Source organism: Kitasatospora sp. NPDC004240 (assembly GCF_053603215.1).
The window spans coordinates 51,287-73,982 of record NZ_JBSGFD010000017.1 but is presented as its reverse complement, the minus strand read 5'-3'; the positions used below and the strand labels follow the sequence as shown (position 1 = coordinate 73,982).

Below are 22,696 nucleotides of genomic sequence, written 5' to 3'. Positions count from 1 at the left end.
CCCCGCCCCGCCCCGCCCCGCGCCGCCCGCGCGCGAGCCCCGCGCGGGTCAGGCCCGGAGCACCGGCTCGCCGTAGTGCTCGACCTCGGGGAAGGGCGCGTAGAAGTGGTGCAGCAGCTCCCGCCAGCGCCGGTACTCGGGGGAGCGGCGGAACCCCTCCGTGTGGTCCTCCAGGCGCTCCCATTCCACCTGGAGGAGGAAGCGCGATCCGCGCCCCTCGTCCAGGCACCGCCGCAGTGCGAGCGAGTGGAAGCCGGGCTGCCCGGAGATCAGGGGCTCCGCCTCGGCGAAGGCGGCGAGGAAGGCCTCCTCCCGGCCGGGCAGGACGTCGAGCAGGGCGCTTTCCAGGATCATGCGACGGCATCCTGCCGCACCCCCGGAGACCGGAGGAAGGGCCGGGGGAAGAGCTGACCGGCAGGCGCCGCCCGGTTCATGGGAGGATGGGAGGAACTATTTCGATCGGACGACTGTCCGGTCCCCGGGAAGCCGGTCAGAGATGATCCGGACGTCCCCGGCCCCCGGACCAACGGAGAATCGGACCAAGGTGCCCGCGACCCCCAGCAATGTGCCAGAGCCCAGCCGTACCGACCCGGCGCTGATCCGCAACTTCTGCATCATCGCCCACATCGACCACGGCAAGTCGACGCTCGCAGACCGGATGCTGCAGATCACCGGCGTCGTCGACCCGCGGCAGATGCGCGCCCAGTACCTCGACCGCATGGACATCGAGCGCGAGCGTGGCATCACCATCAAGTCGCAGGCCGTCCGCCTCCCGTGGGCGCCGAAGACCGGTGCGAACACCGGCACGACGCACATCCTGAACATGATCGACACCCCGGGCCACGTGGACTTCACGTACGAGGTGTCCCGCTCCCTCGCCGCCTGCGAGGGCACCATCCTGGTCGTCGACGCCGCCCAGGGCATCGAGGCGCAGACCCTCGCCAACCTGTACCTGGCGCTGGAGAACGACCTCACGATCATCCCGGTGCTCAACAAGATCGACCTCCCGGCCGCCCAGCCGGAGAAGTACGCCGCGGAGATCGCCCACATCATCGGCTGCGACCCGGGCGACGTGCTCAAGGTCAGCGCCAAGACCGGCCTCGGCGTCGAGGAGCTGCTCGACCACATCGTCGACAACATCCCGGCCCCGGTCGGCGTGGCCGACGCGCCCGCCCGCGCGATGATCTTCGACTCGGTGTACGACTCCTACCGCGGCGTGGTCACCTACGTCCGTGTGGTCGACGGCCAGCTCAACAAGCGCGAGCGCATCGCCATGATGTCCACCGGCGCGACCCACGAGCTGCTGGAGATCGGTGTCATCTCGCCGGAGCCGAAGGTGGCCGACGGCCTCGGCGTCGGCGAGGTGGGCTACATCATCACCGGTGTGAAGGACGTCCGGCAGTCCAAGGTCGGTGACACCATCACCTCGATGCACAAGGGCGCCACCGTGCCGCTGGGCGGCTACAAGGACCCGCGTCCGATGGTGTTCTCCGGCCTCTACCCGCTGGACGGCTCGGACTACCCGCTGCTGCGCGACGCCCTCGACAAGCTGCGCCTGAACGACGCCGCGCTGGTCTACGAGCCGGAGACCTCGGTCGCCCTCGGCTTCGGCTACCGCTGCGGCTTCCTCGGCCTGCTGCACCTGGAGATCATCCGGGAGCGCCTGGAGCGCGAGTTCAACCTCGACCTGATCTCCACCGCCCCCAACGTGGTCTACCGCGTGGTGATGGAGGACGGCACCGAGCACACCGTCACCAACCCGAGCGAGTTCCCCACCGGCAAGATCGCCGAGGTGTTCGAGCCGGTCGTGCGCGGCACCATCCTGGCGCCCAACGAGTTCGTCGGCGCGATCATGGAGCTCTGCCAGTCCCGTCGCGGCAGCCTCCAGGGCATGGACTACCTCTCCGAGGACCGCGTCGAGCTGCGCTACACCCTGCCGCTCGCGGAGATCGTCTTCGACTTCTTCGACCAGCTGAAGTCCAAGACCCGCGGCTACGCCTCGCTCGACTACGAGCCCATCGGCGAGCAGAGCGCCAACCTGGTCAAGGTCGACATCCTGCTGCACGGCGACGCGGTGGACGCCTTCTCCGCGATCGTGCACAAGGACAAGGCCTACAACTACGGCGTCATGATGGCGGGCAAGCTGCAGAAGCTGATCCCCCGCCAGCAGTTCGAGGTGCCGATCCAGGCCGCCATCGGCTCCCGGGTGATCGCCCGTGAGACCGTCCGCGCGATCCGCAAGGACGTCCTCGCCAAGTGCTACGGCGGTGACATCTCGCGTAAGCGCAAGCTGCTGGAGAAGCAGAAGGAAGGCAAGAAGCGGATGAAGATGGTCGGCCGCGTGGAGGTCCCGCAGGAGGCCTTCATCGCCGCGCTGTCCACCGACGCCGAGGCGCCGAAGGAAAAGAAGTAACCGCGTAGCCACCGGCGATCCGCCGAGGGCCCGGGACGATCTCGTCCCGGGCCCTCGGGCGTTCCGGCACCTCTGAAGGCACCTCGGAGCACCCGGGGCACCCCAAGGCGGCCCCCCGGAGGCCGCCGCGGGACGGGTCAGCGCAGCGACCGGACCACGGCGTTGACGATGGCCGCCTTGACGAGCCGCCCGGTCCGGCCGGTGATCACGGTCGGCCGCATCGAGTCGTCGCCGTGGATCAGCTGGACCAGGGCCTCGCGCCGGCCCAGGCTCAGGCACTGCAGCGCGTACCGGAAGCCGAACGGCCTGTCGGTGCGCCCGGCCAGCAGCGTGCCGACGTACCGGCCCATCGGCTGGGCGGTGGCGCAGCTCATCCGCAGGGTGCCGGTGCCGGCGAGGGTCACCTCGGCGGCGTCGCCGACGACGTGCACGTCCGGGTGCGAGACCGACCGCAGGTGCGCGTCCACCAGTGCCCGGCCGTCCGCGGCGACGGCGAGTCCGGCCTCGGCGGCGAGCGGCGGCACCTCCATCGAGGCGGCCCAGACGGTCAGGTCGGCCGGTACCCGGCCGGCGTCGGTGGTGAGGCCGTCCTCGTCGACGGCGGTGACGGCGGCGTTCTCGTGGACACGGACCCCGAGCCGGCGCATCACGTCGAGCACGTGGGCCCGGCCCTTGGCGGAGAGCCAGCCGCCGACCAGGCCCGCGGCCACGATCCGGACCTCCCAGCCGGGGTGGGCCTCGGCGATCTCGGTGGCCAGTTCGATGCCGGTCGGGCCGCCGCCGACCACCGCGACGGTGCCGGGGCGGTCGGCGGTGCGCAGCCGTTCGCGCAGTTCGCCGGCGCGCTCGGGCGCGTACGCGAGCTCGGCGGCGCCGGGGACGCCGTGCCAGGCGGTGCGGCTGCCGAGGGCGTACACCAGGGTGTCGTACGCGAGGGCCTCGCCGGTGTCGAGGAAGACCTTGCGACCGGTGAGGTCCAGGGAGGCCGCCCGGGCCGCGATGTGGCGCACGCCCCGGCCGCGGATCACCTCGGCGACGGCCGGCCGGTGCTCGGGGTGGCGGACGCGGTTGAGGAACCGGGTCTCCGGGGCGACCAGGGTGACCCGGTTGCCCTTCCCCCGGGCGGCCCGGACGGCGGCGGTGAGCCCCGCGTAGCCCGCGCCCAGTACGACGATGTGCTTGCCGAAAGCCTGCTCGGACATGTCCTCCGCCTTCCGTCGGTGCGCCTTCGCGCGCGTTCGGCAGGGGGACGACGCGGCCGGTCAGGATGTGACGGTGACCTGCGTCACATGCGTCAGCTTCTCCGGGTTGACCACGATGTAGGCGTCGGTGATCCGGCCGCCGGGTGCCACGGAGAAGCCGATCACGCCGATCGGCGCGCCCTCGGCGTCGTGCGCCAGCAACCCGGGCTGGCCGTTGACCAGCACCGGACGCAGGCCCGAGCCGGGGGTGCGCCACTTGGCGAGCGAGCCGACGATCAGACGGGAGACCTTGTCGGCGCCGTAGACCGGGCGCGCGGCGGCGCGGACGATGCCGCCGCCGTCGGCGTGCCAGACCACCTCGGGGTCCAGGACGGCCATCAGGCCCAGGATGTCCCCCCGGTCGGAGGCGGCGGCGAAGGCCTCGACGGCCTGCCGGTGCTCGGCGGGGTCGGCGGTGGCCCGCCGGGCGCGCTCCTTCACCCGACGCCGCGCCCGGGAGGCCAGCTGCCGGGTGGCCTCGGGGGTGCGCTCCAGCGTGCCGGCGATCTCCTCGAAGCCGACCGCGAACACGTCGTGCAGCACGAACGCGGCGCGCTCGGCGGGGGTCAGCTGCTCCAGGACGGCGAGCAGCGCCAGCGAGACCGACTCGCCGAGCTCGGCCAGCTCGGCCGGGGAGGCGGGGGAGCCCTCGTAGGAGACGGCCGGCTCGGGCAGCCACTCCCCGACGTAGGCCTCCCGGCGGGCCCGGGCGGAGCCCAGCTGGTCGTAGCAGAGCCGGGTGACCACGGTGGACAGGTAGGCGCGGGGGTCGAGGACGGAGGCCCGGTCGGTGGCCCGCCAGCGCAGCCAGGCCTCCTGCAGCACGTCCTCGGCGTCGGTGAACGACCCCAGCAGCCGGTACGCGACCGACCCCAGGTAGCGCCGGTTGGCCTCGAAGGCGTCCGGCGGGGTCTCCTGCGGCCCGGTGCCGTTCGGCGCCGCCGGCCTGCCCGCTGAGGGTTCGTCATGCACCCGCCCACGGTAGCGCCCCGGGCCGGGCCGGTCACGTACGGGAATCCGGTCACCCGCGGGAGCGCGTACCCGGAAGGGGAACCGGAGCGGCCCGGGAAGCCGGAGGGCCGGGGCGGGAGTCACCCGCCCCGGCCCCGGGGTACCGCGAACGCCGCGGCCCGGCCGCGCCACGCGCTCAGTCGACCTCGGTGACCGCCTCGGCGAACTGGGCCTGGTACAGCCGGGCGTAGGCGCCGCCGGCGGCGATCAGCTCCTGGTGCGAGCCCTGCTCGACGATCGAGCCGTTCTCCATCACCAGGATCACGTCGGCGTCCCGGATGGTGGAGAGCCGGTGCGCGATCACGAAGCTGGTCCGGCCGGTGCGCAGCCGGGCCATCGCGCGCTGGATGAGCACCTCGGTCCGGGTGTCCACCGAGCTGGTCGCCTCGTCCAGGACGAGGATCGAGGGCTGGGAGAGGAACGCCCGGGCGATGGTGATCAGCTGCTTCTCGCCGGCGCTGACGCCGGTGCCCTCGTCGTCGAGCACGGTGTCGTAGCCGTCCGGGAGGGTGCGCACGAAGCGGTCCACGTGCGCCGCCTTCGCCGCCTCGACCACCTGCTCGCGGGTGGCCCCGGCGGAGCCGTACGCGATGTTGTCGGCGATGGTGCCGCCGAACAGCCAGGTGTCCTGGAGCACCATGCCGATGTTGGAGCGCAGTTCCTCGCGGGCCATCGCGGAGACGTCCACCCCGTCCAGGGTGATCCGCCCGGAGCTGACCTCGTAGAAGCGCATCAGCAGGTTGACCATGGTGGTCTTGCCGGCGCCGGTGGGGCCGACGATGGCGACCGTCTGGCCGGGCTCGACCTTGAGCGAGAGGCCGTCGATGAGCGGCTTGTCCGGGTCGTAGCGGAACGCCACGTCCTGGAAGGAGACCCGGCCGCGGACCTGGTCCGGGCGCTCGGGCATGGCCGGCTCCGGGCTCTGCTCGGCGGCGTCCAGCAGCTCGAAGACCCGCTCGGCGGAGGCGACGCCGGACTGCACCAGGTTCGCCATGCTGGCGACCTGGGTGAGCGGCTGGCTGAACTGGCGGGAGTACTGGATGAACGCCTGGACGTCGCCGATCGACAGCGCGCCGCTCGCCACCCGCAGACCGCCGACCACGGCGACCGCGACGTAGTTGAGGTTGCCGATCAGCATCATCGCGGGCTGGATGATCCCGGAGATGAACTGGGCGCGGAAGCTGGCGGCGTACAGCGCCTCGTTGTGCTCGCGGAAGACCTCGGCGGACTCCTTCTGCCGGCCGAAGACCTTCACCAGGGTGTGCCCGGTGTACATCTCCTCGATGTGCGCGTTGAGCTGCCCGGTGGACTTCCACTGCTGGACGAACTGCGGCTGCGCCCGCTTGCCGACCTTGGTGGCCACGACCACCGACAGCGGGACGGACAGCAGGGCGATCAGGGCCAGCAGCGGCGAGATCCAGAACATCATGGCCAGCACGCCGACCACGGTGAGCAGCGAGTTCACCACCTGGCCCAGGGTCTGCTGCATGGACTGGCCGATGTTGTCGATGTCGTTGGTGACCCGGCTGAGCACCTCGCCGCGCGGCTGCTTGTCGTAGTAGCTGAGCGGCAGCCGGGCGAGCTTGGCCTCGACGTCCTGGCGCAGCCGGTAGCCGGCCCGCTGGACGGCGCGGGTGGCGAGCCGGCCCTGGGCGATGCCGAAGAGCGCGGAGGCCAGGTAGATGCCGAGCACCCAGAGCAGCACCGTGCCGATGGCGTCGAAGTCCATGCCCTGGCCGGGGGTGAAGTCGATCGAGGCGAGCAGGTCGGCGACGCCGCCGTCGCCGTGCCCGCGCAGTTCCTCGACGGCCTGCTCCTTGGTCACCCCGGGGTCCTGGAAGCGTCCGCCGACCACGCCGGCGAAGATCAGGTCGGTGGCGTGGCCGAGCACCATGGGGCCGACGACGGCGCAGCCGATGCTGAGCACGCCGAGCCCGACGACACCGGCGAGCAGGGGGCGCTCGGGGCGCAGCAGGGCGAGCAGCCGCCGGCCGGAGGTCTTGAAGTCCATGGACTTCTCGGCGCCCTGTCCGCCCATGAACCGGCCGGGGCCGGCCGGTCCGCGCCGGGCGGCGGCGGCCTGCGAGTCGCTGCGCACCTCGCCGGTCGCGGCGGCGGGGCCCTTCTTCGGCGCGCTCACGCGGCCTCCTCCTCGGTGAGCTGGGAGAGCACGATCTCCCGGTAGGTCGGGTTGCCGGCCATCAGCTCGGCGTGGGTGCCGGTGCCGACGACGGCGCCCTCGTCCAGCACGATGATCCGGTCGGCGTCGCGGATGGTGGAGACCCGCTGGGCGACGATCAGCACGGTGGAGTCGGCGGTCTCCCGGGCGAGCGCCCGGCGCAGCCTGGCGTCGGTGGCGTAGTCGAGCGCCGAGAAGGAGTCGTCGAAGAGGTAGACGCCGGGCCGGCGGACCAGGGCGCGGGCGATCGCCAGGCGCTGGCGCTGGCCGCCGGAGACGTTGCCGCCGCCCTGGGTGATCGGGGCGTCCAGTCCCTCCGGGAAGCGCTCGACGAACTCCTTGGCCTGGGCGACCTCCAGCGCGTGCCAGAGCTCCTCGTCGGTGGCCTCGGGGCGGCCGTAGCGCAGGTTGCTGGCGACCGTTCCGGTGAACAGGTACGGCTTCTGCGGGACGTAGCCGATGGCCTCGGCGATGGTCTCGGGGGCGAGCTCGCGCACGTCGGTGCCGTCCAGCAGGACCTGGCCGGAGGTGGCGTCGAAGAGGCGGGGGACCAGGCCGAGCAGGGTGGACTTGCCGCTGCCGGTGGAGCCGATGACGGCGGTGGTCCGGCCGGGCCGGGCGACCAGGTCGATGCCGCGCAGCACCGGGGACTCGGCGCCCGGGTAGCGGAACCCGACGTCGCGCAGCTCCAGGTTGCCCCGGTCGAGCAGTTCGGTGACGGGCGCGGAGGGCGGCACCACGCTGGAGCGGGTGGTCAGTATCTCCTGGATGCGTTCGGCGCAGACCTCGGCGCGGGGCACCATCATGAACATGAAGGTGGCCATCATGACGCTCATCAGGATCTGCATCAGGTAGGAGAGGAAGGCGGTCAGGGCGCCGATCTCCATGCCGCCGCTGTCGATGCGGTGCGCGCCGAACCACAGCACGGCGACGCTGGAGACGTTCACCACCAGCATCACGGTGGGGAACATGAAGGCCATCAGCCGGCCGACGGTGGTGGCGACGTCGGTGAGGTCCCGGTTGGCGGCGGCGAAGCGGCGCTGCTCGTGGCCGTCCTTGACGAAGGCGCGGATCACCCGGATGCCGGTGATCTGCTCGCGCAGCACCCGGTTGACGGTGTCGATCCGTTCCTGCATCGAACGGAACTGCGGGCGCAGCCGGCGCACCAGCAGCACGACCACGACGCCGAGCACCGGGACCACGGCGAGCAGCAGCGCGGAGAGCGCCACGTCCTGGTTGAGCGCCATCAGCACGCCGCCGACGCACATGATCGGCGCGGCGACCATCAGCAGGAAGCCCATCAGGACGAGCATCTGGACCTGCTGGACGTCGTTGGTGGTGCGGGTGATCAGCGAGGGCGCGCCGAACTGGCCGACCTCGCGTGCGGAGAACGCCTGGACCCGGTCGAAGACGGCGGCCCGCAGGTCGCGTCCGACGGACATCGCGGTGCGGGCGGCGAAGTAGGTCGCGCCGATCGCGCAGGCGGCCTGCAGCACGGTCACCGCGATCATCACCCCGCCGATGCGCAGGATGAGGCCGGTGTCGCCCTTGACCACCCCGTCGTCGATGATGTCGGCGTTCAGCGTGGGCAGGTAGAGCAGCGCGAGGGTGGACACCAGCTGGAGGAGCACCAGCACGGCGACCGGTCGGTTGTAGGGCTTCAGATGCGCCCTGAGCAGTCTGATCAGCACTGGCACACTCTCGTCGTCGGCGGCGGGGTTCGCACGCCAATTCTCGGTGTTTCGTCGACTCGCACAGGTGATTCCGGGGATGCGACCCTGAGGTTTGTCCAGTCCTTTGCCCGAGCTGCACCGGGGAGGCACGGCCGTGCCAGGTGGCCCCAGCCTCTTACGGAACGGCCGGTTTCCCCCTAGGCTGCTGAATGCCCCCTTGTTACTGACCGGTACCCGACCGGTGGCCCGGGGGGCCCGGTGACCGCCCCCACGGCCGCCGCGACCACCCTCACCCGGCCACCCCCGCCTCCGGAGGTCCTCGTTGAGTTCCGCGCAGTCCCTGATCGACTCCGGCAGTGCCGACATCGTCGCCGGGCGTCCCGCCTCCGTCGCCCACCTGTTCCTGGAGCGGGTGGCGCTCACCCCGAACGGTGAGGCGTACCGCTACCCCGCCCCGGTGGACGAGCACGCGGCCGACGGCGCCCCCGGCGCCGAGCAGTGGCGTTCGCTGACCTGGGCGCAGACCGCAGGCCGGGTCAAGGCCGTGGCCGCCGGCCTGATGTCCCTGGGCATCCGCCCCGAGGACCGGGTCGCGCTCGCGTCCTCCACCCGGCTGGAGTGGGTCCTCGCCGACCTCGGCAACATGTGCGCGGGCGCGGCCACCACGACCGTCTACCCCAGCACCAACGCCGACGAGACGGCCTTCATCCTCTCCGACTCGGGCTGCAGAGCCATGTTCGCCGAGAACGACGTCCAGCTCGCCAAGGCCGTCTCGGAGATCGAGAAGCTTCCCGAGCTGCGGACCGTCATCGTCTTCGACGCGCCCGAGGAGACCCCGGAGACCGCCGGGCTGAAGCTGCTGACCTTCGCCGAGCTGGAGCAGCTGGGCGCCGAGTACCTGGCCGCGCACCCGGACGCCGTGGAGCAGGCCGTCGCCGCGCTCGACAAGGAGCAGCTGGCCACCCTGATCTACACCTCCGGCACCACCGGACGGCCCAAGGGCGTGCGCCTGGTGCACGACTGCTGGGCGTACGAGGGCCGGGCCCAGGAGGCCAGCGGGCTGCTGGCCGCCGACGACGTGCAGTTCATGTGGCTGCCGCTGTCGCACGTGTTCGGCAAGACGCTGATCTCCGGGCAGATCGCCACCGGCCACGTGATGGCCCTGGACGGCCGGGTCGACCGGATCATCCACAACCTGCCGGTGATCCGCCCGACCATCATGGCCTCGGCCCCGCGCATCTTCGAGAAGGTCTACAACGGCATCGCCGGCAAGGCCCGGGCCGAGGGCGGCGCCAAGTACAAGATCTTCATGTGGGCCGCCAAGGTCGCCCGCGACCACGCCCGGATCTCCCAGGAGAACCGGATCGCCACCGGCCGCGACGGCGTGCCCTTCGGCCTCGGCCTCCAGCACGCGCTGGCCGACCGGCTGGTCTATGCCAAGATCCGCAACGCGTTCGGCGGCCGGCTGCGCGGGGCGGTCTCCGGCAGCGCCGCGCTCGCCCCGGAGATCGGCTACTTCTTCGTGGGCGCGGGCGTGCCGATCCTGGAGGGCTACGGCCTCAGCGAGACCAGCGCCGGCTCCTGCGTCAACCGGGCCGAGGACATCCGGGTCGGCACCGTCGGCCGTCCGCTGCCCGGCACCGAGGTCCGGATCGCCGAGGACGGCGAGATCCTGCTGCGCGGCCCCGGCGTCATGCGCGGCTACCACAACCTGCCGGAGAAGACCGCCGAGGTCCTGGAGGCCGACGGCTGGTTCCACACCGAGGACATCGGCGAGCTCTCCCCGGACGGCTTCCTGCGGATCACCGACCGCAAGAAGGACATGTTCAAGACCTCCGGCGGCAAGTACGTCGCCCCCAGCGAGGTGGAGGGCAAGCTCAAGGCGATCTGCCCGTTCGTCAGCAACGTCCTGGTGATCGGCAACGGCCGCAACTACTGCACCGCCCTGATCGGCCTGGACGAGTCCGTGCTGATGCCGTGGGCCGCCGAGCACGGCATGGACGGCAAGGGCTACGCCGAGGTCACCGCCGACCCGCGCACCCACGAGCTGATCCAGGGCTTCGTGAAGCGGCTCAACGACTCGCTCCAGCGCTGGCAGACGGTCAAGAGGTTCCACCTGCTGCCGCGCGACCTGGACGTCGAGCACGGCGAGCTCACCCCGAGCCTGAAGATCAAGCGCCCGGTGGTCGAGCGCGAGTACGCGGACGCCGTCGCCGAGATGTACGCGGGCGCCGTCGAGGCCTGACCCGCACCCCGTCCCGTACGGCCCACCGGATCACTCGGGCCGTACGGGACAATGGGGGACATGCCCTCCGCACTCCCCGACGGCGATCCCGTGCCGTCCGACGGTTCCCTGCCCGCGCACGCCCTCGACGGGCTGGGCGGCCGGCCGTTCGGCTTCTACCTGCACGTGCCGTACTGCGCCAGCCGCTGCGGCTACTGCGACTTCAACACCTACACCGCCACCGAGCTGCGCTCCTCCGGGGCGGTCGCCTCGCAGGAGACGTACGCCGACAACGTGGTCGCCGAGATCCGGCTCGCCCGGCGGGTGCTGGGGGACGCCGAGCTGCCGGTGCGCACGGTCTTCCTCGGCGGCGGCACGCCCACCCTGCTGCCCGCCCGCGACCTGGTGCGGATGCTCGCCGCGATCCGGGACGAGTTCGGGCTCGCCGAGGACGCCGAGGTCACCACCGAGGCCAACCCGGAGTCCGTCGACCCGGCGTACCTCGCCGAGCTGCGCGAGGGCGGCTACACCCGGATCTCCTTCGGCATGCAGAGCGCCCGTCCGCACGTGCTGCGGCTGCTCGACCGCCACCACACCCCCGGCCGGCCCGAGGCCTGCGTCGCCGAGGCCCGCGCGGCCGGCTTCGAGCACGTCAACCTGGACCTCATCTACGGCACCCCCGGCGAGTCCGACGACGACTGGCGCGCCTCCCTGGACGCCGCCCTCGGCGCCGGGCCCGACCACGTCTCCGCCTACTCGCTGATCGTCGAGGACGGCACCCGGCTGGCCGCCCGCGTCAAGCGCGGCGAGCTGCCGATGATCGACGACGACGTGCACGCCGACCGCTACCTGATCGCCGAGGAGGCCCTCACCCGGGCCGGCTACTCCTGGTACGAGGTCTCCAACTGGGCCACGGACGAGGCCGCGCGCTGCCGCCACAACGAGCTCTACTGGACCGGCGCCGACTGGTGGGGCGCCGGCCCCGGGGCGCACAGCCACGTCGGCGGCGTCCGCTGGTGGAACGCCAAGCACCCCGCCGCGTACGCGCGGGCCCTCGCCGAGTCCCGCACCCCCGCCCAGGCCCGCGAGGTGCTCGACCCCGAGGACCGCCGCGTCGAGCGCGTCCTCCTGGAGCTGCGCCTCGCCGAGGGCATCCCCCTCGACCTGCTCACCGCCCGGGGCCTGGAGGCCGCCGGGCGGCACCGGGACGACGGCCTCCTCGACGCCGGCCCGTACGAGCGCGGCCGCGCCGTCCTCACCCTCCGGGGCCGCCTCCTGGCCGACGCGGTGGTACGTGACCTGGTGGACTGAGATTCGTTAGCGTGGGTGTCAGCCGTCGGAGGGAGGGCGCGATGACCGCCATCGATGACCGGATGACCGGGATCTTCCAGAACCTGGAGGTTCCGGAGGGAGTCAAGGCCGAGCTCATTCGGGGGGAAATCGTGATGATGGCCGGGCCGGACATGGTCCACAACCTCATCATCCGGTCGATTCAGCACCAGACGCCGTACGAGCGCTGGCATGCGCTGACCACGCAGGATCTGGCCATCCCCGGCCAGGCCAGCGAGCCGCAACCGGACCTCGTGGTGTTCGAACGCGGTGCGGTCGCCGAGCAGGGCCGGCTGCTGCCCGCGCCCTCGGTCGCCCTGGTGGTCGAGGTGGTGTCCAGGACCAGCGTCGACCGCGACTACCGGATCAAGCGGGAGATGTACGCCGAGGGCAGCGTCCCGGCGTATCTGGTCGTCGACCCGATCAAGGGCGAGTGCCTGCTCCTCGCGGAGCTCAGGACCGATACGGCGTCGGGTGTGCCGGAGTACTGGTCCAAGCGCACCACCAAGTTCGGCGACCCGGTCCCGCTGGACGTCCTCGGGATCACGCTGGAGACCGGCGAGTTCCAGACCTACGCCTGACCGTCCGGGGCGGTCACGAAGTCGATCAGTTCCTCGACCCGGCCCAGCAGGGCCGGGTCGAGGTCCTTCCAGGAGTCCACCGAGGCGAGGACGCGCTTCCAGGCGGCCGGGGTGTCGGCGGGCCAGCCGAGGCGGCGGCAGGTGCCGAGCTTGAAGTCCTCGCCGCGGGGCACGTCGGGCCAGGCGGGGATACCGACCGAGGAGGGCTTCACGGCCTGCCAGACGTCGATGTACGGGTGGCCGACGACCAGGACGTGTTCGCCGCTCACCCGGGCGGCGATGCGCTGCTCCTTGGTGCCCGGGAGCAGGTGGTCGACCAGGACGCCGAGGCGGCGGCCGGGGCCGGGGGCGAAGTCGGCGACGACCGCGGGCAGGTCGTCGACGCCCTCCAGGTACTCGACGACCACGCCCTCGATCCGCAGGTCGTCGCCCCAGACCCGCTCGACCAGCTCGGCGTCGTGCCGGCCCTCCACGTAGATGCGCGACTCGCGGGCCACCCGGGCCCGGGCGCCGGGGACGGCGACCGAGCCGGAGGCCGTCCGGCCGGGGCCCCGGGCGGGGGCCGGCGCGGCGGGACGGACCAGGGTGACCACCCGGCCCTCCAGCAGGAAGCCGCGCGGGGTCATCGGGAAGACCCGGTGCCTGCCGAAACGGTCCTCCAGGGTGACGGTGAACCCCTCGGCGGTCTTCTCGCAGCGCACCACCGCCCCGCAGAAGCCGGTCGCCGCCTCCTCGACCACCAGGTCCCGCTCGGCGGGCACCTCCGGGGCGGGCCCCTGTCGCTTCCACGGCGGGGTCAGGTCGGGTCCGTACGGGCGGCTGCGCATTCCACGGAGTCTACGAGCCGTCAGCCCGTGAACGGCGAGTTGACCACCAGGACCTCGGCGATCCGGGCGCGCAGGGCCTCGGAGTGGCGGACCGGCAGGGCCTCGCCGCCGCGGACCGCGCGCACGCCGCGGTCGGCGAGCACGGACACCATCCGCAGGGTGCGCAGGGTGTTGGAGACGTTCGCGGGGACGCCGGGGGTCGCGGCGGAGGGCCGGCGCGGCGGCTGGGCGGCGATCGGGTCGAGCCAGGCCAGCGCCTGCTCCTCGGTCAGACCGGGGCGGGTGAGGACCACGGCGACCGCCCGGCCGAGGCGGTCGTCCTCCAGGGCGTCCCAGACGTGGTCGGTGGGCGCCGTCAGCCGGGCCGCGGCCAGCGCCAGCAGCGGCCCCGGGTCGGCCGTCAGCGGGCTGCGGCCGAGGGCGGCCAGCAGGTCGGCGCCGTGCGCGACGGCGTGCAGCCAGCCGAGCTCCGGGTGCCAGCCGCGCAGGTCGGTCTCGGCGGGGTACCAGCGGGCGAAGGCGTCCAGCCACCGCGGCTGCCAGACGCCGGCGTCGGCGATCTCGGCGAGGACCAGCGGGGCGAAGGTGCGGGCCTGGATCTCCGGGTCCGAGAGGCGCGCGGCCATCGCGTCGCCGAGGCGCTCCAGCTCGGACGGCGCCAGCCGGGGCACCCAGCGGCACAGCTGCTCGTAGGCGAGCAGGTCGCGGATCTCCGGGTCGGGGGAGCGCAGTGCGGCGCTCACCTCGTCCAGCAGCGCGGGGGTGGGCTCGGCGGCCTCGATCTCGGTCCAGTTGATCACGGGCGGACCCTAGGGCCCGCGGCGGCCCGGGGCCACCGAATTACCCGCCGGATCACGCGCCGGATCACGCGCCGGAGCATGTGCCGGATCATCCGCCGGTCACTCGCCGGTCACTCGCCGGCCGGCGGGCGGCTCACATCCCCGGGGCGCCCCAGACCGGGAACCAGCGGGACAGGTCCGACTCGACGCGGAGGTCGTTCCTGAGCAGGTGGGAGATCTCGATCTCCAGCGGGTTGTCCCGCTTCTCCCGGCCGGGCCGTTTGCACATCGGGTAGAACGTGCCGCGCTTGTACAGGTAGACCAGCGCGAGCGAGCGCCCCCGGTCGTCGCGGAAGCCGACCAGGGAACAGAGCAGCTGCGGGCCGAAGCCGTTGGCCTCCAGCTCGCTGTTGACCGCGTGCAGGTCGTTGACCAGGTCCGGCAGCTCCTCGGGGGTGTGCCGGGCGAGCAGCCAGGAGTAGCCGTAGTCGTCCCGGGAGGCCTCCACCGGCACCCCGCCGCGGTCGGTGTCGGCGTCCAGCAGCGCCCGGACCTGCCGTTCGACCTCGTCGAACGCCCCGCCCTCGACGCTGGCGAAGCAGACCGAGCCCAGCCCGGTCGGCCGGAAGCCGGTCCCGGCCTCCAGGGTGAGCGCGGCGGAGGGGATGCCGAACAACTGGTCGAGGTCGGGCCGGACGGGCTTGCTGCGGCCGAACAGGGCGTCCAGGAGTCCCACGGTGGTCCTGCCTTCCCGGGAGGGGCGGGGCGGCCCGGTCAGTGGCCGAGCTCGTCGGAGATCCGGGCCAGCTGCTCCAGCCGCCGCTCCAGCGGCGGGTGGGTGGCCAGCAGCCGGGCGGCGCTCTCGCGGCCGCTCAGCGCCGGGGCGAAGTAGAAGGCGTTGTACGGCTGCGCCCTGCGCAGGTCCTCGGTGGGGATCCGGGCGATCTGCCCGGTGACCTTGGTCAGCGCGGAGGCGAGCGCGCTGGGCCGTCCGGTGAGCTGGGCGGCGGCGCGGTCGGCGGCCAGCTCCCGGTAGCGCGAGAGCAGCCGGGTGAGCAGGAAGCTCAGCGCGTACACCACGATCGACACCAGCGGGACGACCAGCGCCACGACGGCCGCGTTGGAGTCGTTGCTGTTGCGGCCGCCGAGGAAGCCGCCGTACATGGCGATCCGGGTCATCGCGCCGGCCAGCACCCCGAGGAAGCCGGCGACCGTCATCACCGCGACGTCCCGGTGGGCGACGTGCGACAGCTCGTGGGCGAGCACGCCCTCCAGCTCCTCGGGCTCCAGCCGGCGCAGCAGTCCGGTGGTGACGCAGACCACGGCGTTCTGCGGGTTGCGGCCGGTCGCGAAGGCGTTCGGCATGTCGTTGTTCGCGACCGCGACCCGCGGCTTGGGCATGTCGGCGAGCGCGCAGAGCCGGTCGACGGCGCCGTGCAGCTGCGGGTACTGCTCGGGGGTGACCCGGTGGGCGCCCATCGCCTTCTCGGTGATCCGGTCGCTGAACCAGAACTGCGCCACGAAGAGTCCGCCGGAGACCAGCAGTACCAGGGGCCAGGCGCCGCGCAGCAGCGCGATCAGCAGGCCGGTGAATCCGACGTACAGCAGCCCGATCACGAACATGGTCCCGACCATCCGGCCGGTGAGTCCGCGGTCGGGCGCGAAACGGGTGTGCGGGCCCGAGGTCGACATCGCTGCTCCTCCGTTCGCCGTCCCGCTTCCGATGCTGCCACCGGGGCCGCCGTCGCGCGCAGTGACGGCGTGCGGTCACCCTGGCGATGCGGGCAGGATCACCCTGGACGGGCCGTTCCTGCCGTCGGACCCGGGCCTTACACTGGCAGGTACGGTTCTGGCACTCGGCTGTCCCGAGTGCCAAGTCCGGGGCCTCCCAGAACGGCCCGCAACATGTCATAACGGACAACGTGCGAAGACGGAGGTGCGTGCCCCATGGCCGGTGAGGTCCGTCCGCTGGACGACCGCAAGCTCGCGGTGCTGCGCGCCATCGTCCAGGACTACGTGGGCACCGAGGAGCCGGTGGGCTCCAAGGCCCTGGTGGAGCGGCACAACCTCGGCGTCTCCCCGGCGACCGTCCGCAACGACATGGCGGCCCTGGAGGAGGACGGCTACATCCACCAGCCGCACACCAGCGCCGGGCGCATCCCCACCGACAAGGGGTACCGCCTGTTCGTCGACAAGCTGGCCGAGATCAAGCCGATGAGCGCGCCGGAACGCCGGGCGATCCGGCACTTCCTGGACGGCGCGGTCGACCTGGACGACGTGGTGGCCCGTACGGTGCGGCTGCTCGCGCAGCTGACCCGGCAGGTCGCCGTGGTCCAGTACCCCTCGCTGTCGCGCTCGACCGTGCGGCACATCGAGCTGGTCACGCTGGCCCCGGCCAAGGTGATGCTGGTCCTGATCACCAACACCGGCCGGGTCGAGCAGCGGATGGTGGACTGCCCGGGCACGGTCGGCGAGACGGTCCTCGCGGACCTGCGCTCGCGGATCAACACGCGCGCCGTCGGCCGGCGGCTGCCGGAGGTGCCAGGCCTGCTGGAGGAGCTGCCGGCGGCGTTCGAGGCGGCCGACCGGCCGACCGTCACCACCGTGCTGGCGACGCTCTTCGAGGCGCTCGCCGAACAGAACGAGGAGCGGATCATGCTGGCCGGCACGGCCAACCTGACCCGCTTCGGGCACGACTTCCCGCTCACCATCCAGCCCGTGCTGGAGGCACTGGAGGAACAGGTCGTCCTGCTCCGCCTCCTGGGTGAGACGGCGGACGCCGGGATGACGGTCCGGATCGGCCGGGAGATCGCCTACGAGGGGCTGAATTCCACGTCGGTCGTGTCCGTCGGCTACGGTTCGGGCGACGAGAGTGTGGCCAAACTGGGAGTGATCGGTCCGACCCGGATGGACTATCCGGGCACAATGGGGGCGGTGCGAGCGGTGGCACGGTACGTGGGCCAGATCCTGGCCGAGTCGTAGGAACCGCTGCCGCCGGTCCTCCGGCGGTGGTACCAGTCGCAAGCACTTCTACAGGCGGAACAAGCGGAGCATTTGGTGGCCACGGACTACTACGCGGTACTCGGCGTCCGACGGGATGCGGGGCAGGACGAGATCAAGAAGGCGTTCCGGCGCCTGGCACGCGAACTGCACCCGGACGTCAACCCGGACCCGAAGACGCAGGAGCGGTTCAAGGAGATCAACGCCGCCTACGAGGTGCTCTCCGACCCGCAGAAGCGCCAGGTCTACGACCTCGGCGGGGACCCGCTGTCGCCCAACGGCGGCGCGGGCGCGGGCTTCGGAGCGGGCGCGGCGGGCTTCGGCTTCTCCGACATCATGGACGCCTTCTTCGGCGCCGCCTCCGGCCAGCGCGGGCCGCGCTCGCGCACCCGGCGCGGCCAGGACGCCATGATCCGCCTGGAGGTGACCCTGGAGGAGGCCGCCTTCGGCACCACCAAGGAACTCCAGGTCGACACCGCCGTCACCTGCACCACCTGCAGCGGCGAGGGCGCCGCGCCCGGCACCTCCGCGCAGACCTGTGACATGTGCCGCGGCAAGGGCGAGGTCTCCCAGGTCACCCGGTCCTTCCTGGGCCAGGTCATGACCTCCCGCCCCTGCCCGCAGTGCCAGGGCTTCGGCACCGTGGTGCCGACCCCGTGCCCGGAGTGCGCCGGCGACGGCCGGGTCCGCGCCCGCCGCACCCTGACCGTCAAGATCCCGGCCGGTGTCGACAACGGCACCCGCATCCAGCTGGCCGGCGAGGGCGAGGTCGGCCCCGGCGGCGGCCCGGCCGGCGACCTGTACGTCGAGATCGCCGAGACCACCCACACCGTCTTCCAGCGCCGCGGCGACGACCTGCACTGCACGGTCACCATCCCGATGACGGCGGCCGCGCTCGGCACCCAGGTGCCGCTGCAGACCCTGGACGGCCTGGAGGAGGTCGACATCCGGCCCGGCACCCAGTCCGGCCAGTCGATCCCGCTGCACGGCCGGGGCATCACCCACCTGCGCGGCGGCGGCCGGGGCGACCTGATAGTGCACGTCGAGGTGCAGACGCCCACCAAGCTCGACCCCGAGCAGGAGGAGCTGCTGCGCCGGCTCGCGGTGCTGCGCGGCGAGGAGCGGCCGGCCGGCCAGTTCGCGCCGGGCCAGCAGGGCCTGTTCTCCCGCCTGAAGGACGCCTTCAACGGCCGCTGACGGCCCCCGCGGCGCCCGGCGCCCCCGCGACCCGCGGGGTGGCCGGGCGCCGTCGTTCCACCGCCCGACCAGCCCCCGAGGAACCCCATGACCGCGCCCGTGTTCGTCGTCGAGACCGAGCGGATCGCCACCGCCGCCCCCGGCGCGGTGATCCGCCTGGACGGCCCGGAGGGGCGCCACGCGGCCGCCGTGAAGCGGCTGGAGCAGGGCGAGGCGGTCACCCTCGCGGACGGGCACGGGCTGGGCGTGGACGGCCTCGTGGCGGCCGTGCACGGCAAGGACGCCGTCGAGGTGACCGTGGCCGCCGTCCGCCGGGAGCCCGAGCCGGGCCCGCGCCTGGTCGTCGTCCAGGCGCTGCCCAAGGGCGACCGCGGCGAGCTGGCCGTGGAGACCATGACCGAGGTCGGCGTGGACGTGGTGATCCCCTGGGCGGCCTCCCGCTGCATCACCCAGTGGAAGGGCGAGCGCGGCGCCAAGGCGCTCGCCAAGTGGCGGGCCACCGCGCGGGAGGCCGGCAAGCAGTCCCGCCGGCTGCGCTTCCCCGAGGTGCGTGAGCTGATGACCACCCGGCAGCTGGCCCCCCTGCTGGCCGGGGCCGCGTTGGCCGCGGTGCTGCACGAGGAGGGCGGCGCGCCGCTGGCGAGCGCCGCGCTGCCGGTGGCCGGGGACATCGTCCTGGTGGTCGGCCCCGAGGGCGGGGTGTCGCCGGAGGAGCTGGCCGCCTTCGCCGGGGCCGGCGCCGCGCCGTACCGGCTCGGGCCGTCCGTGCTGCGCACCTCCACCGCGGGCGTCGCCGCCGGCGCGCTGCTGCTGGGCCGCACCGGCCGCTGGGGCTGACGCCCGGGAGCGCGGGCGGGACGCGGGCGACCCCGGCCGGGCCCCAGCCGGCCCCAGTCGGGCCCCAGCCGGGACACGGGTAGCCCGTGCGGGTTCGCCCTCGCCGAAATACGGCGCGCGCCGTGGGTGCGCCTGCCTAGATTGGCGGCGTGAGCGAATCCCTGAGCACCGATGCCCCCGGCACCTCCGTCGGCGCCTACCTGCGCCACCCGCACCTGCACGGTGACCTGGTCACCTTCGTCGCCGAGAACGACGTCTGGCTCGCCCCGCTGGACGGCGGCCGGGCCTGGCGGCTGACGGCCGACCAGGTGCCGGTCCGCCGCCCGAGGTTCTCCCCGGACGGCCGGCACATCGCCTTCACCTCCACCCGGGACGGCGCCCCCGAGGTGCACGTCGCCCCGGTGGACGGCGGGCCCTCGCGCCGGCTGACCCACTGGGGCAGCCACCAGACCCAGCTCCTCGGCTGGACCCCGGACGGCCGCCCGGTCGCGGTCACCACCGCCGGCGAGGCCACCCTGCGCCGCACCTGGGCGAACGCCGTGCCGCTGGACGGCGGCCGGCCGGAGCGGCTGCCGTACGGGCCGATCGGCGGGCTCGCCCTGGAGCCGGGGGGCGACCGCGCGCTGCTGCTGTCGGCCTTCGGCCGGGAGCCGGCCTGGTGGAAGCGCTACCGGGGCGGCCAGGCGGGCAAGCTCTGGATCGGCACCGAGGAGTTCACCCGGGTCCACGCCGACCTGGACGGGCACCTGGAGTCGCCGATGTGGGTCGGCGGCCGGATCGCCTTCCTCTCCGACCACGAGGGAGCCGGCCGGCTCTACTCCAGCCTCCCGGACGGCAGCGACCTGCGCCGCCACTCCGACGCGCCGGACGGCTTCTACGCCCGCGGCGCCACCACCGACGGCACCCGGGTGGTCTGGCACGGCGGCGGCGACCTGTGGCTGCTGGACGACCTCGACGGCGCCGAGCCCCGCCGCCCCGACGTCCGGCTGGCCGGCCCCCGGGGCGGCCGCCGCCCCCGCCCGGTGTCCGCCGCGCACTGGCTGGAGACCGCCGTCCCCGACCGCACCGGCCGGGCCGGCGCCGTCGTGGTGCGCGGCGGCGTGCACTGGCTGACCCACCGCGAGGGCCCCGCCCGGGTGCTGGACGAGACCCCCGGCGTACGGGCCCGGCTGGCCCGGGTGGTGCCGGGCGAGGACGGCGCCCAGGGCGTGCTCTGGGTGACCGACGCCGAGGGCGACGACGCCCTGGAGTACGCCCCCGAGGTGCTCGGCGCCGAGCGCCGCCGACTGGCGTCCGGCCGGCTCGGCCGGGTGCTGGGCCTGGCGGTCTCCCCGGACGGCAAGCAGGCCGCGGTGGCCGCGCACGACGGCCGGGTGCTGCTGGTGACGCTCGCCGACGGCGCCGTGCACGAGCTGGCGCACAGCACCGACGGCGAGGTCAGCGGGCTGGTGTTCAGCCCCGACTCGGCGTGGCTGGCGTGGTCGCGTCCGACCCTCGGCCCGTGGTCGCTGCGCCAGATCATGCTGGCCAACCTGGCCACCCGGACGGTCGGCGAGGCCACCCCGCAGCGCTTCGTGGACACCTCGCCCGCCTTCACCTCGGACGGCAAGCACCTGGCGTTCCTGTCGCTGCGCAACTTCGACCCGGTCTACGACTCGCACGTCTTCGACCTGTCGTTCCCCAACGGCTGCCGCCCGTACCTGATCACGCTGGCCGCCGACACCCCGTCGCCGTTCGGGCCGCTGCGGGCCGGGCGGCCGGTCGCCGGCGAGGAGGACGAGCCCAAGGGCCGCAAGTCGGAGGGCGAGGAGGGCGGCACGGACGGCCCGCCCGCCACCCGGGTGGACCTGGACGGCATCGCCGACCGGATCGTGCCGTTCCCGGTCGAGGGCGGCCGCTTCGGCACCCTGAAGGCGGTCAAGGACGGCGTGCTGTGGACCCGCGTGCCGCTGCTCGGCGAGCTCGGCGACGAGGCGGCCTCGCTGGAGGACGAACGGCCCCGCCCGACGCTGGAGCGCTTCGACTTCCGCAAGCGCCGCGCCGAGGAGCTGGTGGCCGGGCTGGACTCGTTCGCGGTCAGCGGCGACGGCGGCCGGATCGCCGTGCTGGACGAGGGGCAGCTGCGGATCGTCCCGTCCGACCACAAGGCCTCCGGCGACGACGACGAGATCGACGTCGACCTCGACCGGCTGCGGGTCACCGTCGACCCGGCGGCCGAATGGCGGCAGATGTTCGACGAGAACGGCCGCCTGATGCGGGACAACTTCTGGCGGGCCGACCTCGGCGGCTTCGACTGGGCCGGCGCGCTGGCCCGCTACCGCCCGCTGGTCGAGCGGCTCGGCTCGCACGACGACCTGGTGGACCTGCTCTGGGAGGTCCAGGGCGAGCTGGGCACCTCGCACGCCTACGTGGCCGGGCACGGCCACGGCGCCGAGGCGGCCCGCCGGCAGGGCATGCTCGGCGCCGACCTGGTCAAGGACGGCGACCACTGGGTGATCGGGCGGATCCTGCCCGGCGAGTCCTCCGATCCCCGGGCCCGCTCGCCGCTGGCCGCGCCCGGCGCGGCCGTCCGGCCCGGGGACGCCGTCCTGGAGGTCAACGGCCGCCCGGTCGACCCGGTCACCGGCCCGGCCCCGCTGCTGGCCGGCACCGCGGGCCAGCCGGTCGAGCTGACCGTGGCCGGCAAGGACGGCACCGACCGCCGCCACCCGGTGGTCGTCCCGCTCGCCGACGAGGAGCCGCTGCGCTACCACGACTGGGTGACCGGCCGGCGGGCCGCCGTCCGCGAGCTGTCGGGCGGGCGGCTCGGCTACCTGCACATCCCGGACATGCAGGTGGCCGGCTGGGCGCAGATCCACCGCGACCTGCGGGTGGAGATGGCCAGGGAGGGCGTGATCGTCGACATCCGGGAGAACCGCGGCGGTCACACCTCCCAGCTGGTGATCGAGAAGCTCGCCCGCAAGATCATCGGCTGGGACCTCGCCCGCGACATCGCCTCCCACGTCCCGTACCCGGCGGACGCGCCGCGCGGCCCGGTGGTCGCGCTGGCCAACGAGTTCTCCGGCTCGGACGGCGACATCGTCAACGCCGCCGTCCAGGCGCTCGGCATCGGCCCGGTGGTCGGCACCCGGACCTGGGGCGGGGTGATCGGCATCGACAGCCGCTACCACCTGGTCGACGGCACCCTGGTGACCCAGCCCAAGTACGCCTCCTGGTTCGAGAACTACGGCTGGGGCCTGGAGAACCACGGCGTCGACCCGGACGTCGAGGTGCCCTGCGCGCCGCACCAGTGGGCGGCCGGCGAGGACCCGCAGCTCGCCGAGGGCGTGCGGATCGCCCTGGCGGCCCTCGCGGAGCGTCCCGCCCTCACCGCGCCCGAACTGCCCGCGGTGTAGGGCCGGGTGA

At 73.4% G+C, this 22,696-nt stretch carries 17 protein-coding genes; 8 read left to right on the top strand and 9 right to left on the bottom strand.

The features are described 5' to 3' along the window. Positions 1–48: 48 nt before the first annotated feature. Entirely contained in the window at positions 49–354 is a 306-nt protein-coding gene (locus ACWEQL_RS07575) for an antibiotic biosynthesis monooxygenase family protein (protein ID WP_452149258.1), read from the bottom strand. Positions 355–544: 190 nt separating this feature from the next. Between ACWEQL_RS07575 and lepA the strand changes: the two genes are divergently transcribed. Continuing rightward, positions 545–2,413 carry a translation elongation factor 4 gene (lepA, locus tag ACWEQL_RS07570; RefSeq protein WP_452149257.1) on the top strand — a complete coding sequence of 623 codons (1,869 nt, stop codon included), beginning with the start codon at positions 545–547 and terminating at the stop codon, positions 2,411–2,413. 137 nt (positions 2,414–2,550) lie between these two features. Here lepA and ACWEQL_RS07565 read toward each other — a convergent pair whose 3' ends face one another. The 4 genes from ACWEQL_RS07565 to ACWEQL_RS07550 form a co-directional block, all read right to left on the bottom strand. Continuing rightward, complete coding sequence (locus ACWEQL_RS07565; RefSeq protein ID WP_452149256.1) at positions 2,551–3,615, bottom strand: NAD(P)/FAD-dependent oxidoreductase; 1,065 nt, start codon at positions 3,613–3,615, stop codon at positions 2,551–2,553. A 60-nt stretch (positions 3,616–3,675) separates the two neighbouring features. Then, entirely contained in the window at positions 3,676–4,626 is a 951-nt protein-coding gene (gene sigJ, locus ACWEQL_RS07560; RefSeq protein WP_452149255.1) for an RNA polymerase sigma factor SigJ, read from the bottom strand. Between the two features lie 175 nt (positions 4,627–4,801). Next, positions 4,802–6,703, bottom strand: a complete 1,902-nt coding sequence (locus ACWEQL_RS07555) for an ABC transporter ATP-binding protein (RefSeq protein WP_452149259.1) — start codon at positions 6,701–6,703, stop codon at positions 4,802–4,804. Between the two features lie 98 nt (positions 6,704–6,801). After that, positions 6,802–8,535 carry an ABC transporter ATP-binding protein gene (locus tag ACWEQL_RS07550; protein WP_452149254.1) on the bottom strand — a complete coding sequence of 578 codons (1,734 nt, stop codon included), beginning with the start codon at positions 8,533–8,535 and terminating at the stop codon, positions 6,802–6,804. 304 nt (positions 8,536–8,839) lie between these two features. Here ACWEQL_RS07550 and ACWEQL_RS07545 point away from each other — a divergent pair, with 304 nt between their 5' ends. Genes ACWEQL_RS07545 through ACWEQL_RS07535 form a run of 3 tightly spaced genes read left to right on the top strand, consistent with a single transcriptional unit; the run spans position 8,840 to position 12,651 of the window. Next, positions 8,840–10,762: an AMP-dependent synthetase/ligase gene (locus ACWEQL_RS07545; protein WP_452149253.1), complete on the top strand. Its 1,923-nt coding sequence runs from the start codon at positions 8,840–8,842 to the stop codon at positions 10,760–10,762. Positions 10,763–10,822: 60 nt separating this feature from the next. Further along, complete coding sequence (gene hemW, locus ACWEQL_RS07540) at positions 10,823–12,052, top strand: radical SAM family heme chaperone HemW (RefSeq protein ID WP_452149252.1); 1,230 nt, start codon at positions 10,823–10,825, stop codon at positions 12,050–12,052. Between the two features lie 41 nt (positions 12,053–12,093). After that, positions 12,094–12,651, top strand: a complete 558-nt coding sequence (locus ACWEQL_RS07535; RefSeq protein WP_452149251.1) for a Uma2 family endonuclease — start codon at positions 12,094–12,096, stop codon at positions 12,649–12,651. Here ACWEQL_RS07535 and ACWEQL_RS07530 read toward each other — a convergent pair. The 4 genes from ACWEQL_RS07530 to htpX all read right to left on the bottom strand — a co-directional run bounded on the left by ACWEQL_RS07530 (position 12,642) and on the right by htpX (position 15,949). Continuing rightward, positions 12,642–13,478 carry a DUF3097 domain-containing protein gene (locus ACWEQL_RS07530; RefSeq protein ID WP_452149250.1) on the bottom strand — a complete coding sequence of 279 codons (837 nt, stop codon included), beginning with the start codon at positions 13,476–13,478 and terminating at the stop codon, positions 12,642–12,644. The genes ACWEQL_RS07535 and ACWEQL_RS07530 overlap by 10 nt on opposite strands. A gap of 20 nt (positions 13,479–13,498) precedes the next feature. Further along, the gene (locus tag ACWEQL_RS07525) at positions 13,499–14,278 is read right to left on the bottom strand and encodes a DUF2785 domain-containing protein (protein ID WP_452149249.1); all 780 of its coding nucleotides are present in this window, start codon (positions 14,276–14,278) and stop codon (positions 13,499–13,501) included. A 133-nt stretch (positions 14,279–14,411) separates the two neighbouring features. Continuing rightward, the gene (gene pspAB / locus ACWEQL_RS07520; RefSeq protein WP_452149248.1) at positions 14,412–14,993 is read right to left on the bottom strand and encodes a PspA-associated protein PspAB; all 582 of its coding nucleotides are present in this window, start codon (positions 14,991–14,993) and stop codon (positions 14,412–14,414) included. A 38-nt stretch (positions 14,994–15,031) separates the two neighbouring features. Further along, positions 15,032–15,949 carry a zinc metalloprotease HtpX gene (htpX, locus tag ACWEQL_RS07515; protein ID WP_452149247.1) on the bottom strand — a complete coding sequence of 306 codons (918 nt, stop codon included), beginning with the start codon at positions 15,947–15,949 and terminating at the stop codon, positions 15,032–15,034. A gap of 255 nt (positions 15,950–16,204) precedes the next feature. Between htpX and hrcA the strand changes: the two genes are divergently transcribed. The 4 genes from hrcA (at position 16,205) to ACWEQL_RS07495 (ending at position 22,686) form a co-directional block, all read left to right on the top strand. Continuing rightward, positions 16,205–17,239 carry a heat-inducible transcriptional repressor HrcA gene (hrcA, locus tag ACWEQL_RS07510; protein ID WP_452149246.1) on the top strand — a complete coding sequence of 345 codons (1,035 nt, stop codon included), beginning with the start codon at positions 16,205–16,207 and terminating at the stop codon, positions 17,237–17,239. Between the two features lie 75 nt (positions 17,240–17,314). Then, complete coding sequence (gene dnaJ / locus ACWEQL_RS07505; RefSeq protein ID WP_452149245.1) at positions 17,315–18,454, top strand: molecular chaperone DnaJ; 1,140 nt, start codon at positions 17,315–17,317, stop codon at positions 18,452–18,454. Positions 18,455–18,541: 87 nt separating this feature from the next. Further along, entirely contained in the window at positions 18,542–19,291 is a 750-nt protein-coding gene (locus tag ACWEQL_RS07500; RefSeq protein WP_452149244.1) for a 16S rRNA (uracil(1498)-N(3))-methyltransferase, read from the top strand. Between the two features lie 149 nt (positions 19,292–19,440). Next, positions 19,441–22,686, top strand: a complete 3,246-nt coding sequence (locus ACWEQL_RS07495) for a S41 family peptidase (RefSeq protein ID WP_452149243.1) — start codon at positions 19,441–19,443, stop codon at positions 22,684–22,686. Positions 22,687–22,696: the final 10 nt, after the last annotated feature.